Below are 14,211 nucleotides of genomic sequence, written 5' to 3'. Positions count from 1 at the left end.
ATCTTCACAAAAAACACAAAAAGAAATCAATTATGAAAACCAGAATTCTGCTTCTATTTTCTGTAGCGTTGCTTTTTAGTATTACCTCTGCGGCACAAATAAAGGTTGATGTAAAAAAGAAAGTTAACCGCGAAGCTAACCAGCGGGCCAATTCCAACACCGACAAAGCCATCGACAAAGGATTTGATAAACTGGAAGAAGGAATTGGCAGTCTTTTCGGGAAAAAGAAAAAAAAGAAAAACAAAAAAGAGGATACAAACGAAGCAGAACAAACCCCACAACAATCGTCAGGAAACAACCAACAAGCAACAAGCGGAAATGAGCAGGAACAAGCCCCGAAAACGGATGTACAATGGAGTCGTTTCGATTTTGTTCCGGGCGATGAAATAATTTTTGAAGACGGCCCATCAAACGATGAAGAAAACGGCGAATTTCCCAGCCGTTGGGATTTGGTTGAGGGCAATTGTGAAATTATTAATGTGAATGGCGAAAATGTTATTGCTTTTCCTAAAGGCGGTGATATTATTCCCTACTTAAAAAACAGCAAAGACGATTACCTGCCGGAAGTATTTACGGTTGAATTAGACGCCTGGTTTTGGAAAGATGAGAATCAGCGAGACCTTTATATCTATTTCTTCGATAAAAAGAATCAAAAATCAAACGGCAATTATAAGGCGGTAGAGATAAACAGTTACTCAGCCGAATATGACAATAGCTACCAGGTAATTCCTAAAGTAAATCCCAATGGTATGTGGAGGCATATATCAATAGCATATACCAGAAGTAAGTTAAAAGTTTACCTGGATGAAACACGTTTGATAAACATTCCTCGTATGGAAGGAAATCCGACCGGGCTTACCCTTTGCTTTACAGGATATTCAGGTGACAAACCAGAACAACTACAATACATTAAAAACGTGCGCATTGCCAAAGGTGGCGTAAAATATTACGACCGTGTAATGCAAGACGGAAAAATTGTTTGCAACGGCATTCGTTTCGATGTGAACAAAGCCACACTAAAACCCGAAAGCATGGGGCCCATTAGCGAAATATTCAGCCTGATGCAAAAACAGCCCGACCTGAAATTCAGCGTGGAAGGGCACACCGACAGCGATGGCGACGATGCACGTAACCAAACCCTATCTGAACAACGCGCAAAAACGGTAATGGAACAACTTATTACAATGGGCATTGCACCCGACAGGCTTAGCAGTAAAGGCTGGGGAGAAAGCAAACCCATAGGAGGCAACGACACCCCCGAAGGAAAAGCCAATAACCGCAGGGTTGAATTTGTCAAGCTGTGAGCGCAGAGTCAAGCTTGCTTAAGCTATGCCGAGTTGCAAAACGAATCCGGGAAAATATAACAACAGCGAAAAAAAAAGCTCTTTTACAGAAAACACCAACTCAGCGGCAGCTCCGCCTTCTTTTAAACAAGAACAACCACTAATACAATAAAAATGAAAAACTTAGGAATTCTGCTTTCAATACTAACTTTACTGACAAGCTACAACAGCAACGCCCAAAAAGAATTAAAACGCTACCGGGTAAAATCGGGTATTGTAGAGTATACTACTACCATCTCCGGAAAATTAATGGGAAGCACCGTAACCGGCAGCGGCACACAAAGCCTCTATTTTAAAAACTTTGGCGCAGTAGAGTTAAAAGAAGAACAATCTGAACAAACCACAACCACCAAATTGTTTGGAAAATCGAATACTGAAACCGAGCAAACACATACCATAAATAAACTGGATAACGGCAAAAGCTATTCGGTTGATTTCGACCAGGAGCAAATATACGCCAGCCGCGATATGGCTATGGATATGATTACCGCCTTTCAGCCCGATGCAGATGCCGAAGCGGCAGGGAAAGCCATGCTCGAAAGCATGGGCGGAGAAAAAACAGGCAACGGAAAAGTGCTGGGCTACGACTGCGAAATATGGAATCTGGCCGGCGTTAAACAGTGGTTTTACAAAGGTGTGATGTTAAAAGCCGAATCCAAAATAATGGGTATAACCACCACTACCGAAGCGCAATCGGCAAAATTCAATATTCCGGTATCCGACAATCATTTTCAATTGCCCGATTTCCCGGTTCAAAAACTGGAAGGGTTCGACGATGAGCCAATCGACCGGGAAGAGTGGGAAGACATGGACAAGGAACTGGAAAAAGTGAGCCAAATGTCATACGAAGAATGGAAAAAGGCAGCCCTTAAAAACGACGAAGAAATGCAGCAAATGAGCGAAGAAGAACTTCGGGGAACTTACAATATGATTCAGCAAATGGTAAAACTCAGGAAAAAATAGTCCGGCAGTAAACGGCTCCTTTTTCTTTCATCCCGCAAAATATCAATCAACAAAGTAAATCTCATTCAAAAAAAATCAATCAATTATGAAAAAATCAATTTTCAACATCCTTATTCTTTTAAGCGTTTTCTCGCTCACTTTTGTTGCGTGCAGTAAAGACGACGAAAATGAAACACCCGGAACTTCAGGAAAATACGAATTGGTAATAAACGGCAACACCATTTCGAAAGGAACAAGCAACGAAATTGGAATGGCAGGCAATGAAATATCCATTTCTAAAGGCGACGAATTCTCCATTCTGATTACTTCGGTTCCGGGAACAGTGGGCAACACCATTGATATTGGAACAAACTATGCATCGGTTACTATTCTCGGCGAAAATCTCCTGTTAAGCGACGGAAGTACTGAAATGTATGTTGGAGTAAGCGGAACAATAAAAAGAGTATCGGCAGATAAAATTACATTTGAAGGAACCTGCGCCGATGCAACATTACTCAAATCCTATTCATTTAGCGGAAGTGTTGAGTCTGACGTTTATAAAATGATTAAGTGACTTTCTTCATTCGAAAAACAATAATTCATTAACCAGAATAAAAACTACATCAATGAAATGGTACCTGAAAGTATTAAATCAATATGCCGATTTTAACGGCAGGGCTAGGCGGCAGGAGTACTGGATGTTCGTAGTATTCAACATTATATTTTCTGCGGCAGCAGGAGCAATCGACAGCATACTTGGCACATACATGGTATTTGCAGGCATTTACGCACTGGCGTTGTTAATCCCCGCACTGGCAGTATCTGTTCGCAGACTCCATGATATCGGGAAAAGCGGATGGATGCTATTAATTGTCCTTATTCCGGCCATCGGCGCCATATGGCTCATTATTCTGATGGCAACTGAAGGACAAAGCACTAACAACCAATACGGGGCAAACCCAAAAGCATTTGCATAATTATCAAACAACGCAATCAACTGTAAACAAACAAAACATCATGAGAAAACAAACTTCGGTATTTGGCTCACTCTTAATCGCCATTATATTTTTTGTAAGTGGATTTATGGGATGGCGGCACTTTACCCAACCTATGCTGAAAGAAGCCCGGGCTTCGGAAAAATGGCCAACGGCACAGGGAGTAATTACTGCAGCGGAACTGGGAGAAAGCACCAACAGCGATGGAACAATCATGTATTCGGCAAATGTGTATTACGACTATACCGTAAACAATCGCCAATACAGCAGCTCGGGCATTACCATGGCCGACGGCTCCAGCAGCATGAAAAACAGCGAAGTAAAAAAACTTAAAAAATATGCCAAAGGAACAAGCGTAGCGGTGTATTACGACCCCGAATTTCCGGAGAGCACAGTGCTCGAACCCGGCGCAGGTCTCTGGCTCGGATTGTTATTAAGGCTGCCCCTGCTGTTTTGCGCTGTTTCGGTACTAATCGTACTCGGACTGCTGGCGCGGATAAAACGAATGCTGTTTGGAAGATAGATTTATCCTCTCCTGCTGCATTTAACAAGCTGCGTTTGAGGCAAAAAAAACAAGCAATAAAAAGCCGGCATACAATCTGCCCGTTGATGCAGTACTTCAAAAACAAACATTTAATTCATATGTAATGAGCACAAAAATGGAGTTTACACCCAAAGAGACGATTATTGTCTCATGCAAATTCCATCTGTTGCCACATAAAACTTAAAATTTTAAGCAGATGAAATCACACGAAATCGACTACAAAATTGGCGGACACGACATTCAGTATGTAGAGGTTGAACTCGACCCCGATGAAACCGTAATTGCCGAAGCCGGAGCAATGCTATACATGAAACAAGACATTGAGTTTGTAACCAAAATGGGCGACGGGTCGGAACCGGAAAAAGGGTTGTTCGGAAAACTGCTTTCGGCAGCACAGCGCAAACTTACCGGCGAATCTATTTTTATTACGCATTTCACTCACCGCGGAACCGGGAAGAGCCATGTGGCATTTGCTGCCCCCTACCCCGGAACCATCGTTCCTATCGACCTCGAAAAAATGGGCGGGACAATAATAACACAACGCGATGCCTTTTTATGCGCTGCACTGGGAACAAAAATAAGCCTGCACTTTAACCAGAAACTTGGCTCAGGATTCTTTGGCGGCGAAGGGTTTATCCTGCAAAAACTGCAGGGCGACGGCACCGCTTTTATCCATGCCGGCGGAACCCTCATCGAATACGAGCTAAATAACGAAACCCTGAAAGTAGATACCGGGTGTGTTGTTGGCTTTCAAAACGGAATAGATTTTAACATCCAACGGGCAGGTAACCTCAAATCGATGGTATTTGGCGGCGAAGGCTTATTCCTTGCCACACTGAGCGGCACCGGCACCGTATGGTTGCAGTCTATGCCCATCAGCAAACTTATCAACCAGCTCTCTCCGGGCAGCTCCAACAGCCGGAAGGAAGACAGCGGCGGACTGTTAAAAAACCTACTGGAATCATAAAAACACAATCAATCATTTTACATATTCTCACATTCAAAAAAATTAAAGTTTATGAAGAATTTATTTACACTCTTATTTGCATCAATTCTATTCTTTGCCGTGCCTGAAGCAGGCGCACAAATTAGCGTAGGCCCGGGTGTGGTTTTCGGAACCGATATTAACAACATTGGTTTTAGCGTGAACGGGAAATACGATTTTAACGAAAAATGGAGCGCTGCGCCGTCATTCACCTATTTCCTGAAAAAAGATTTCGTCAACTGGTCGGCCCTCGACCTGGATGCCAACTACCAGCTTACACAAATTGAAAACATTGGCGGGCTTTACGCTCTTGGCGGGTTAAACTTCACCTTCTGGAAAATAAAATACGAGTACGACTACGACTTGGGCGAATATGGCGATTTTGCCGGGACACTGGACGGAACCGGTTCTGATGTAGGGCTTAATCTTGGCCTCGGACTAAACATCCCTGCCGGAGAAAAGCTGGCAATTGCACCGGAAGTCAGGTACACGTTGGGAGGAGCCAATTATCTGCGTCTGGGCGTTAAAGTTATGTTTGGCCTGTAAAAACAAAAATGGAATTCACACTAAATAAAACGATTAAAACCCCACCCGAATTCCATCGGCTGCCTCAAAAAGCCAAAAACGTTAAACCGTTGAAAACAGAAAATACAGCCGGCCAATAACACAATTTCCAATTCCAAGTGTTAATTACCTTATAAACTATGCCACTTCTTGTTCGGGAAGTGGCTTTTTTTGATAGCAAAAAGGCACGGGAACAACACAAACAGAGCCGGGGGAACCCAGAAATTGCCGGGGGACGCATAAATATTGCCGATGGACTTAAAAAAATGGCCAAGGGGCGGGGCAAATGTGCCGCGGGAATAAAAAAAATGGCCGGGGGACAACAAAACTATGCCGATGGGAACGAAAAAATGCCCGGGGGACGGGTCAGATCTGCCGCGGGGTCCCTAAAATCAATGGGTTCACGTTCGCTGGCAGCTATTTCGAAAACTCACAACTTATACGGTGATATTGTTTGCTCCAACCCCACTTCGGCATCGTGTGCATCCTCTGCGAACAATCATTCAAAACAAAACAGCAGTTTAACGTCCACGCTTTTTTTGTATGTTTGTTCGCAGTAAAATAAATCGAATAAACCTTTTAAAAAATGAAAAAATTATCTCTACTGTTTATTTCAGTATTAATGGCAACGCTGTTTGCCAGCGCACAAAAACCCGACGGATTTTATGGCATGTGGACAATCGAAGTTGAAGGAGGCACAGTGGGCTGGCTTCAGGTTTTTGAAAACAACGGATTTCTCGATGCCGAACTACTCTGGCGCGGGGGAAGTGTTTTGCCAGTACAGAGCGTTTTTCTGGTAGACGACGATAACCTGGTGGTGATGCGCGCGCGGGAAACCACGATGGAAGACAAAAACGGCAACGAACGCAAAATGATTGCTCCTCATCTGTTTAAAATCACACGCAGCGGCGACCGCATTTCCGGAAAAGCCATTCAGCCGTCGCGCAATGGAATGGAAACTTCTGAAATGAGTTTCTACGGATGGAAACTTCCTGATGTACCTGCTGCTCCCGACCTTTCCAAAGTAAAATACGACAAACCGATAAAGCTGTTCAACGGGAAGGATCTTTCCGGCTGGAAACTGATCCGCCCGGAACGTGGCAACGGGTTTAAAGTGGTTAAAGGCGAATTGGTAAACGATCCCGTTCAGACCGAAGGCAAACGCATTCACTACGGAAATCTCCGTACCGAACAAGAATTCGAAGATTTTAACCTCACGCTGGAAGTTAATGTTCCGGAGGGAAGCAACAGCGGGGTGTACCTGCGTGGCATGTACGAAATTCAGGTGATGGACTCTTACGGGAAAGAGCTCGATTCGCACAACATGGGTGCATTGTACAGTCGCATAACGCCATCGTCAGCCGCAGAAAAGCCTGCCGGAGAATGGCAGAAAATGGACATCACCCTTTGCGACCGCCACGTAACGGTTAAGCTAAACGGTACAACCATTATCGACAATCAACCGGTTTACGGCCCCACCGGTGGCGCCATTAAAGCCGACGTGTTTGCGCCAGGCCCCATTTACCTGCAGGGCGACCACGGAAAAGTTTCGTACAGAAATATTGTATTGAAACCGATTATCAAATAGGCTGTAACAAACAGCACCAAAAGAAGAACCTTCAAGTGAAAAAACTTGGAGGTTTTTTTATGATATGGAAGAGTTGAATCTTACTCCGGTTAATTTTTCTGAAACCTCCCAAAGTTTCCGGGCATGGTCTTTATTGTGCGATGCTGCATTGGATTTCACCTTTACCGGGTATCCTTTTATTTCCATAAAACCCGACGGCCCATAGAATTCGCCACCTTTCACATCGGGGTCAACAGCCGCCCTGATTTCGGGCAAAGCCCCCATTTTAGGTTCTTGCGTCAGAGCCATAAAAACCGGCCGCCCAATTCTGAAATACCATTTCTTATCCAGATACCTGAAAAGCTCGGTTTGCGAAACTCCGGGGTGAGCTGCTACCGCAATGCAGTCTATTCCTTCCTTCTCAAAAAAACGCTGCAATTCGTATATGAATAACAGGTTAGAGAGCTTCGACCGGCCATAAGCTTTCATCGGGGTATATCCTTTTCCGCCTTCGAAAAGCAGATTGCCAAAATCCATTTTCCCCTGTTTGTGTGCTATGCTGCTCACGCTCACCACCCGCGAGGCCGGTGTTTTGCGAAGAGCCGGCATTAGCAGTCCGGTGAGTGCAAAATGCCCTAAATGGTTGGTTCCATTCTGCCCTTCAAAGCCGTCTTTTGTCTGAAAATACGGGGTGGTCATAATTCCTGCATTATTCAGCAACACATCCAGCCGCGAATACTTCAGAAGAAAGTTTTCTGCAAATCCCCGAACCGATTCGAGGCTGGCCAAATCGAGTTCGGCAACATCTACTGTCCCGGCAGGTTCTGCGTTCATAATTCCTTCTCTGGCTTTCTCCCCTTTTTCAAGAGAACGGCAGGCTAAAACTACACGGGCTCCATGTTCAGCAAACGTTTCAACCGATTCGAACCCCAATCCGCTGTTTCCACCTGTTACAACTACTATTTTCCCGGTTAAATCGGGAATGCAATTTTTTGTCCAGTTCTCTTTTTTCATCGCGTAAATCTTTTCAGTTTAAAGTACAAACAAGATACTCAAAAATCCTGCGTTATTGTAACGCTGTGTTTAAAACTCCCCGGCCACCAACCAACCCGTGTATCCTAAATAAACCAGGAGCAGAATTAATGCTTCCCACCGGTCCAGCTTCTTTTTGCCACCGGTAAACATGGCAATAAAAAGGAAGAGAGTTCCTCCTGCAAGCAGATACAAATCGGTGTTAAAAACAGTATTAAATGCGACAGGGCGCACCACTGCACTAACGGCAATAACCAAAAATATATTAAAAATATTGGAGCCGATAATATTGCCCACCGCAATGTTGGTATTTTTTTTAATTGCCGCCACAACCGATGTAGCTAACTCCGGCAACGAAGTGCCGATAGCCACCACCGTGAAACCGATAATTTTCTCGCTAAGACCTAAAAACGTAGCTATTTCCACCGCGTTATTAACCACCAGTCTGCCACCAAACACAAGGCCGGCAAGGCCCAAAACAATAAAAGCATACATTTTAAACCCTGAAACGTTGCTTACAATCTCCTCCTTTGGAGCCTCATCAGACTTCGAAAGCCGGTAAACATAATACATAAACAGCCCGAACATGAGCAATAAAACCAGCCCGTCTGCTCTTGAAATCAACGGAGCTCCTCCCATGAAAAAGTTATTGGACAGCAGGAACAAAAAAACCACAGCCAGCAACGAAAGCGGTATTTCGCGCCAGGTAGTGCTCGATTGCACCACCAGCGGATATACAATTCCGGTAATGCCTAAAACCAGAAATAGGTTGGCTATGTTACTTCCCAACACATTACCCAGCACAATGTCGTTCAAATTTTGCGACGAGGCTACAATATTCACAACCAGCTCAGGAGCCGAAGTTCCAAAAGCAACAATCGTCAATCCGATCACCAAATCCGAAACATTATACTTTTTTGCCAGTGCCGACGCGCCATTCACCATCCAGTCGGCACCTTTAATCAAAATCACAAACCCTAAAATCAAAAGGAAACTGTTAATCAACATAAAAAACTGCAAATAAGAAATGAAAATTTGAAAGTGTAAAAAAACAAATAATCTCCTTAAAACGCAAAATATGTGTCCGCACACATTTTTCCTGTTTTACAACATTTTTTAATTTTTACAAAAAATATCAAAACATTATTTAACAGGGATATAAAAGATAAAATAAATCAGCCGAAAAAATATTTTGTGTGCACGCACACACTTTTTCTTTGATATTGAAAACCATTTACATAGTTTTGTCATAAACAAACGCAAATAACGTGGAGAAAATTAGAAAAGTAACCATACAGGATGTAGCCAGATACGCCAACGTTTCGGTGGGAACCATCGACCGGGTTATCCATAACCGGGGAAAGGTTTCGCCGGAAAAAAGGAAGAAGGTAGAAGAAGCAATTGAAAAACTCAACTTCAACCCGAACCTGCTGGCCAGAACACTTGCGCTGGGAAATCAGTTTACCGTATGCATACTTATTCCCGCTGCGCCCTCCGAAGGTCATTATTGGTCAATGCCTCTCAACGGGTTGGAAATGGGCTCCGCACAGTTCAAGGATTATGGAATTATCACCCAGTACTTTTTCTACGATCTGTTTGATGAAAAAACATTCACCCAGCAAACAGCAAAAATACTGGAAATAAACCCCGACGGAGTAATACTTGCCCCGCTGTTCCTAAATGAGAGTAAATTGTTTACCGAAAAACTGAAGGACAAAGAAATCCCGTTTGTTTTTATTGACGCAGACATACCCAACAGACAAAGCCTTTCGTACATTGGCCCCGACGTAAAGCAGAGCGCGTACATTGCAGGGCGGCTCATGAATTCCATCCTCCCCGAAAAGGCCGAAATACTAATTGTAAACATGGTTAAAGGCTTCGACAACGCCTCAGCGCTGAAACGCATGGAAGAAGGATTCCGAGCATATTTTAAGGAACACGGTCAGGAGCAAAACAAACACATAACCACGCTCACAATAAAATCGAAACAAAAAGATGAAGTCTTTCGCGAGTTAACCAAATACTACATCAAAAATCCGGCAGTTAAAGGTGTTTTTGTAACCAACTCAAAAGCATACCTGGTTTCCGAATTTCATCAAAACCATGATTTGGACATACGCCTGCTCGGGTACGATTTGGTAGAAGGAAATATCAATCACCTCAAAAGCGGGGGAATTGACGTTATTATCTCCCAAAGTCCGGTACAACAAGGGCAACGGGCAGTTCAAACGCTATTCGAATTTTTCATCCAGAAACAGGAACCGGAAAAAATTCTGCATGTTCCGCTGGATATTATTATTCGCGAAAACATGGGCTTTTACATTGGATTCAACCGACAACATCGAACTGAAATAAAAACAACAACAGTCAATAATTAAAAAAAGCATGATGAAAAACTTAGACTCAAGAAGAAATTTCATAAAAAAGACAGCAGGCATTTCTGCAGGATTGGTAGTTGGTGGAGTACTTCCCGGATTCAGCGCTTCGGCGTACCGGCGCATTATGGGCTCCAACGAAATGATCAGGGCATCGGTTATGGGTGTTAATTCGCGCGGAAATGCGCTCGCCCAGAACTTTGCATTTCAAAAAAACTGCGAGGTAATTCACGTTTGCGATGTAGATTCCAGAGCCATCGAAAAATGCTCGGCAAACATCCAAAAAATACAAGACCGGAAACCACAAGGCTTTTCCGATTTCCGGAAATCACTGGAAAGCAAAGATGTAGATCTAATGGTTATTGCAACACCCGACCACTGGCATGCTCCGGCAGCGCTTTTGGCAATGCAGGCCGGCAAACATGTTTACCTTGAAAAACCGTGCAGCCACAATCCGCGCGAAGGAGAAATTTTGGTTGAAGCTGCAAAACGCTACAAAAAATCAATACAAATGGGGAACCAGCGCCGTTCTTACCCCAACGTAGCACAGGGCATTAAAGAACTGAAAGAAGGCATCATCGGACGCCCGTACTTCGGGAAAAGCTGGTACACCAACAACCGTGGCCCCATTGGCGTTGGTAAAACAGTTGCCGTTCCGGAATGGCTCGACTGGGATTTGTGGCAGGGACCTGCTCCGCGTATGGATTACAAAGACAACATTGTGCATTACAACTGGCACTGGTTCTGGCAGTGGGGAACCGGCGAAGCCCTCAACAACGGAACTCACATGATCGACCTCCTGCGCTGGGGATTCGGAGTGGATTATCCGATAAAAGTCAGCTCAAACGGCGGCAGATATCGTTATTCCGACGATTGGCAGACTCCGGATACCCAGGTAATAAACCTCGACTTCAAAGAAGGAATTTCCATGACATGGGAAGGAAGAAGCTGCAACGGGAAACCCATTGAAGGCACGTCTGTTGGTGTAGTATTTTATGGCGAAAAAGGAAGCATGTTCATTCCGGGTGGAAATGAATACACCGTGTACGACCTGAAAAACAATATCGTCAAACAGGTAAAAGACTCTAAAAAAGTAGATCCGCGCGACGCTGCCAATCCTTCAAGTCATCTGGACTCCCTGCATATTCGTAACCTATTTAATAATATTACTTCAGGAGAAAGCCTCGTTGCAGATATCGATTCGGGACACAAAAGTACATTGCTGGTACAACTCGGAAACATTGCACAACGCGTAGGTCACTCGCTCGAAATAAATCCGGAAAACGGACATATTATCGGCGACAAAAAAGCGAATAAACTATGGTCGCGCGAATATGAAAAAGGTTGGGAAATGAAACTTTAATTCAAAGAAATGAATTCGCGACGCAACTTTATTAAAACTACCGGCAAAGGCTTAGCCTTTGCCGCAGTTGCTCCAGGCATTATTTCAGAAACAGCTTTTGCAGGGCAGGCTCAAAAAAATATCCGAATCGGAATTATCGGTGCAGAAAACTCACACACCATCGGGTTCGGAAAAATGTTCAACACCGACAAAATGTTTCCTGGCGTTGAAGTAAAATACGTTTGGGGAGAGACCGACGAATTTGCAAAAAACGCCATGGAGCGCGGCAATATTCCCAATCAGGTGAAAGATCCGCGCGAGATGCTGGGAAAAATAGATGCGTTAATTGTGGATCACCGCCACGCGAAAAATCACCTGGAGCCGGCCACTCCTTTTATTGAAGCAGGCATTCCTGCTTTTATTGACAAACCATTTTGCTACCGTGCTGCCGAAGGGAAAAAATTTCTTGAACTTGCCCGAAAAAAAGGAACTCCGGTAACATCATATAGTTCTATCGCTCACAGCAACGCCACGCTCGACATTAAAGAGCAGGTAAAAAGCATGGAAATCAAGCAGGTAATCAGAACCGGGCCGGTGGATCTGGATTCGCAATACGGTGGCGTTTTCTTTTACGGAGTGCATATTCTCCAGCCACTGATGAACATTTTTGGGGAAGACATTGAACGTGTAAAAATCACCCGCGACGGGAAATACGGAAGTGCAAGCCTCAAATTTTCCGGGGGACTATTTGCCACACTTATTTTTAAACGAAAAGCGTACGGCTGGGAAACATTTGTTGAAACGCCCAAAAAGCTGGTGGAACTAAAATCGAGGGTAGAAGAAACCAACCCGCCGAAAAACTATGCGGACATGGTTGAAATGTTTCGTACGGGAAAAGAGCCGCGCTCACACCAAAGTATTCTGAATGGTGTTTCGGTTCTGGAGGCATTGGAAAAATCTGCAGCAACAGAAAATTGGGTAGAAGTAGAATATCTGACTTTAAGCTAAGAGTCCCGAATGTTGGGAGGGAAACCTCTTCAACCTCATAACTTACAATATCCCCCACAAGCAATACATGGACCACGGAGCCATTTTTTACGAAGACGGAACGCGTCCGACCTATGCAAATTCAATTGCAATAGACCGTGACGGGTGTGTTTATACACTTGCGCGATTTAAACATGCAGGAAAACGAATTGAGGATTTGGTCAAAATTCCAAATCCGTTTAATAATGAAAAGTAAATTTTAAATATCGATTAATATGTTATCAAAAATTTCATCTCGGGGATTTACCCGATTAGCAGCAGCATTGGTTTTTTTCTTCATTTTTTACGAAATGAATGCCCAGCAGGTAATAGAAGGAATTCATTATTACACCGGGCAACCGGTTCAGTTAAAAATCAATAACGGAATTATCGAAGAAATTACAAACATCGACAAAGTAACCAGTGAAAACCCGGTATACGTAGCGCCGGGATTTTTCGACAACCAGATAAATGGTTTTGCAGGTGTTTCTTTTGGATTTGGCGACAACGACCTGACCACAGAAGGAATAGAAAAAGCCACAAGTGAACTGTGGAAAAAAGGAGTCACCACCTACCTTCCTACTATCACCACAAATAGCACCGAAGTTTTGGTCAGAAACTTTAAGTTACTGGCAAATGCCATAGAAGACAAAAACCTGCGGGGTTCCATTCCCGGCTTTCACCTCGAAGGGCCGTACATCAATCCGGAAGACGGATATCGCGGAGCTCACCCAAAACAATTTGTGAAACTCCCCGATTGGAACGACTTCATGAAAATCTACGAAGCATCAGGTAAAAATATCATGATTATAACCGTGGCTCCGGAAATGGAGGGGGCACTGGATTTCATTTCCCAATGCACCAAAAACGGTATTGTTGTAGCACTGGGGCACCACAATGCCGATGCAGCAACAGTATCAGCAGCAATTGACAGAGGTGCGAAATTAGCCACACATTTGGGCAACGGAGCAGCTAACACCATTAACCGGCACAGAAACCCGTTTTGGTCGCAACTGGCTGACGACAGGCTTTACGCCAGCATCATCTGCGATGGTTTTCACCTGCTTCCTGAAGAAATTAAAGTTTTCCACAAAGCCAAAGGAACCGACAAAACCATCATCATTTCCGACGTAACCCACTATGCAGCATTGGAGCCCGGACAGTACAAAACGGCAACCGGCGAAACAATAGAACTTACAGAAGATGGAATGTTGCGGTACCCGGCACAAAACGTACTGTATGGTTCTGCTGCACCTATTACCAAAGGAATAGGCCACATTATGGAAGTTACAGGCTGTACGCTTGCCGAGGCTGTTCAAATGGGAAGTACCAATCCTGCCAGATTGTACAACCTTACTGACCGTGGTGTTCTGGAGCCCGGGAAACGTGCAGACATAATTCTGTTTACACTCGACGGATTTACCGTAAACATAAAAGAAACCTGGGTAAAAGGGAAAATGGTTTACAAAAGCAAATAATCAACTGTCAATTAAAAC

At 44.0% G+C, this 14,211-nt stretch carries 15 protein-coding genes; 13 read left to right on the top strand and 2 right to left on the bottom strand.

Translation table 11 applies throughout. The annotated features are described in order from the left end of the window. Positions 1-32: 32 nt before the first annotated feature. The 9 genes from BUB08_RS14810 to BUB08_RS14770 all read left to right on the top strand — a co-directional run bounded on the left by BUB08_RS14810 (position 33) and on the right by BUB08_RS14770 (position 6,961). Positions 33-1,304: an OmpA family protein gene (locus BUB08_RS14810; protein WP_073002688.1), complete on the top strand. Its 1,272-nt coding sequence runs from the start codon at positions 33-35 to the stop codon at positions 1,302-1,304. A 153-nt stretch (positions 1,305-1,457) separates the two neighbouring features. Continuing rightward, the gene (locus BUB08_RS14805; RefSeq protein WP_073002687.1) at positions 1,458-2,306 is read left to right on the top strand and encodes a hypothetical protein; all 849 of its coding nucleotides are present in this window, start codon (positions 1,458-1,460) and stop codon (positions 2,304-2,306) included. An 85-nt stretch (positions 2,307-2,391) separates the two neighbouring features. Then, the gene (locus BUB08_RS14800; protein WP_073002686.1) at positions 2,392-2,859 is read left to right on the top strand and encodes a hypothetical protein; all 468 of its coding nucleotides are present in this window, start codon (positions 2,392-2,394) and stop codon (positions 2,857-2,859) included. A gap of 52 nt (positions 2,860-2,911) precedes the next feature. Then, complete coding sequence (locus BUB08_RS14795) at positions 2,912-3,262, top strand: DUF805 domain-containing protein (RefSeq protein ID WP_073002685.1); 351 nt, start codon at positions 2,912-2,914, stop codon at positions 3,260-3,262. A 40-nt stretch (positions 3,263-3,302) separates the two neighbouring features. Beyond that, complete coding sequence (locus BUB08_RS14790; protein WP_073002684.1) at positions 3,303-3,803, top strand: DUF3592 domain-containing protein; 501 nt, start codon at positions 3,303-3,305, stop codon at positions 3,801-3,803. Between the two features lie 217 nt (positions 3,804-4,020). Continuing rightward, positions 4,021-4,791 (top strand): TIGR00266 family protein, encoded by a 771-nt coding sequence (locus tag BUB08_RS14785; RefSeq protein ID WP_073002683.1) that lies wholly within the window; start codon positions 4,021-4,023, stop codon positions 4,789-4,791. A 51-nt stretch (positions 4,792-4,842) separates the two neighbouring features. Next, positions 4,843-5,355 (top strand): hypothetical protein, encoded by a 513-nt coding sequence (locus tag BUB08_RS14780; protein ID WP_073002682.1) that lies wholly within the window; start codon positions 4,843-4,845, stop codon positions 5,353-5,355. A gap of 158 nt (positions 5,356-5,513) precedes the next feature. Beyond that, positions 5,514-5,933 (top strand): hypothetical protein, encoded by a 420-nt coding sequence (locus BUB08_RS14775; RefSeq protein WP_073002681.1) that lies wholly within the window; start codon positions 5,514-5,516, stop codon positions 5,931-5,933. A 26-nt stretch (positions 5,934-5,959) separates the two neighbouring features. Further along, the gene (locus BUB08_RS14770) at positions 5,960-6,961 is read left to right on the top strand and encodes a 3-keto-disaccharide hydrolase (protein WP_073002680.1); all 1,002 of its coding nucleotides are present in this window, start codon (positions 5,960-5,962) and stop codon (positions 6,959-6,961) included. 57 nt (positions 6,962-7,018) lie between these two features. Here BUB08_RS14770 and BUB08_RS14765 read toward each other — a convergent pair whose 3' ends face one another. Both BUB08_RS14765 and BUB08_RS14760 read right to left on the bottom strand, forming a co-directional pair. Next, positions 7,019-7,954 carry an oxidoreductase gene (locus BUB08_RS14765; RefSeq protein ID WP_073002679.1) on the bottom strand — a complete coding sequence of 312 codons (936 nt, stop codon included), beginning with the start codon at positions 7,952-7,954 and terminating at the stop codon, positions 7,019-7,021. Between the two features lie 69 nt (positions 7,955-8,023). After that, positions 8,024-8,980, bottom strand: a complete 957-nt coding sequence (locus BUB08_RS14760; protein WP_073002678.1) for a calcium/sodium antiporter — start codon at positions 8,978-8,980, stop codon at positions 8,024-8,026. A 260-nt stretch (positions 8,981-9,240) separates the two neighbouring features. Between BUB08_RS14760 and BUB08_RS14755 the strand changes: the two genes are divergently transcribed. The 4 genes from BUB08_RS14755 (at position 9,241) to nagA (ending at position 14,193) form a co-directional block, all read left to right on the top strand. Further along, positions 9,241-10,350: a LacI family DNA-binding transcriptional regulator gene (locus tag BUB08_RS14755; RefSeq protein WP_073002677.1), complete on the top strand. Its 1,110-nt coding sequence runs from the start codon at positions 9,241-9,243 to the stop codon at positions 10,348-10,350. Positions 10,351-10,357: 7 nt separating this feature from the next. Further along, positions 10,358-11,710, top strand: a complete 1,353-nt coding sequence (locus BUB08_RS14750) for a Gfo/Idh/MocA family protein (RefSeq protein ID WP_245820209.1) — start codon at positions 10,358-10,360, stop codon at positions 11,708-11,710. Between the two features lie 9 nt (positions 11,711-11,719). Beyond that, positions 11,720-12,697, top strand: a complete 978-nt coding sequence (locus BUB08_RS14745; RefSeq protein WP_073002676.1) for a Gfo/Idh/MocA family protein — start codon at positions 11,720-11,722, stop codon at positions 12,695-12,697. 254 nt (positions 12,698-12,951) lie between these two features. Then, entirely contained in the window at positions 12,952-14,193 is a 1,242-nt protein-coding gene (gene nagA, locus BUB08_RS14740) for an N-acetylglucosamine-6-phosphate deacetylase (RefSeq protein ID WP_083570789.1), read from the top strand. The last annotated feature ends 18 nt before the right edge of the window (positions 14,194-14,211 follow it).

Source organism: Mariniphaga anaerophila (assembly GCF_900129025.1).
Lineage (GTDB): Bacteria > Bacteroidota > Bacteroidia > Bacteroidales > Prolixibacteraceae > Mariniphaga > Mariniphaga anaerophila.
This window is presented reverse-complemented; position numbering and strand designations above follow the sequence as displayed.

Excerpts from the sequence above, each read along its gene's own strand:
- BUB08_RS14810 (WP_073002688.1), top strand. The coding sequence starts at position 33 with ATGAAAACCAGAATTCTGCTTCTATTTTCTGTAGCGTTGCTTTTTAGT.
- BUB08_RS14795 (WP_073002685.1), top strand. The coding sequence starts at position 2,912 with ATGAAATGGTACCTGAAAGTATTAAATCAATATGCCGATTTTAACGGC.
- BUB08_RS14800 (WP_073002686.1), top strand. The coding sequence starts at position 2,392 with ATGAAAAAATCAATTTTCAACATCCTTATTCTTTTAAGCGTTTTCTCG.
- BUB08_RS14750 (WP_245820209.1), top strand. The coding sequence starts at position 10,358 with ATGATGAAAAACTTAGACTCAAGAAGAAATTTCATAAAAAAGACAGCA.
- BUB08_RS14775 (WP_073002681.1), top strand. The coding sequence starts at position 5,514 with ATGCCACTTCTTGTTCGGGAAGTGGCTTTTTTTGATAGCAAAAAGGCA.
- nagA (WP_083570789.1), top strand. The coding sequence starts at position 12,952 with ATGTTATCAAAAATTTCATCTCGGGGATTTACCCGATTAGCAGCAGCA.
- BUB08_RS14770 (WP_073002680.1), top strand. The coding sequence starts at position 5,960 with ATGAAAAAATTATCTCTACTGTTTATTTCAGTATTAATGGCAACGCTG.
- BUB08_RS14780 (WP_073002682.1), top strand. The coding sequence starts at position 4,843 with ATGAAGAATTTATTTACACTCTTATTTGCATCAATTCTATTCTTTGCC.
- BUB08_RS14785 (WP_073002683.1), top strand. The coding sequence starts at position 4,021 with ATGAAATCACACGAAATCGACTACAAAATTGGCGGACACGACATTCAG.
- BUB08_RS14765 (WP_073002679.1), bottom strand. The coding sequence starts at position 7,954 with ATGAAAAAAGAGAACTGGACAAAAAATTGCATTCCCGATTTAACCGGG.
- BUB08_RS14745 (WP_073002676.1), top strand. The coding sequence starts at position 11,720 with ATGAATTCGCGACGCAACTTTATTAAAACTACCGGCAAAGGCTTAGCC.
- BUB08_RS14790 (WP_073002684.1), top strand. The coding sequence starts at position 3,303 with ATGAGAAAACAAACTTCGGTATTTGGCTCACTCTTAATCGCCATTATA.
- BUB08_RS14760 (WP_073002678.1), bottom strand. The coding sequence starts at position 8,980 with ATGTTGATTAACAGTTTCCTTTTGATTTTAGGGTTTGTGATTTTGATT.
- BUB08_RS14805 (WP_073002687.1), top strand. The coding sequence starts at position 1,458 with ATGAAAAACTTAGGAATTCTGCTTTCAATACTAACTTTACTGACAAGC.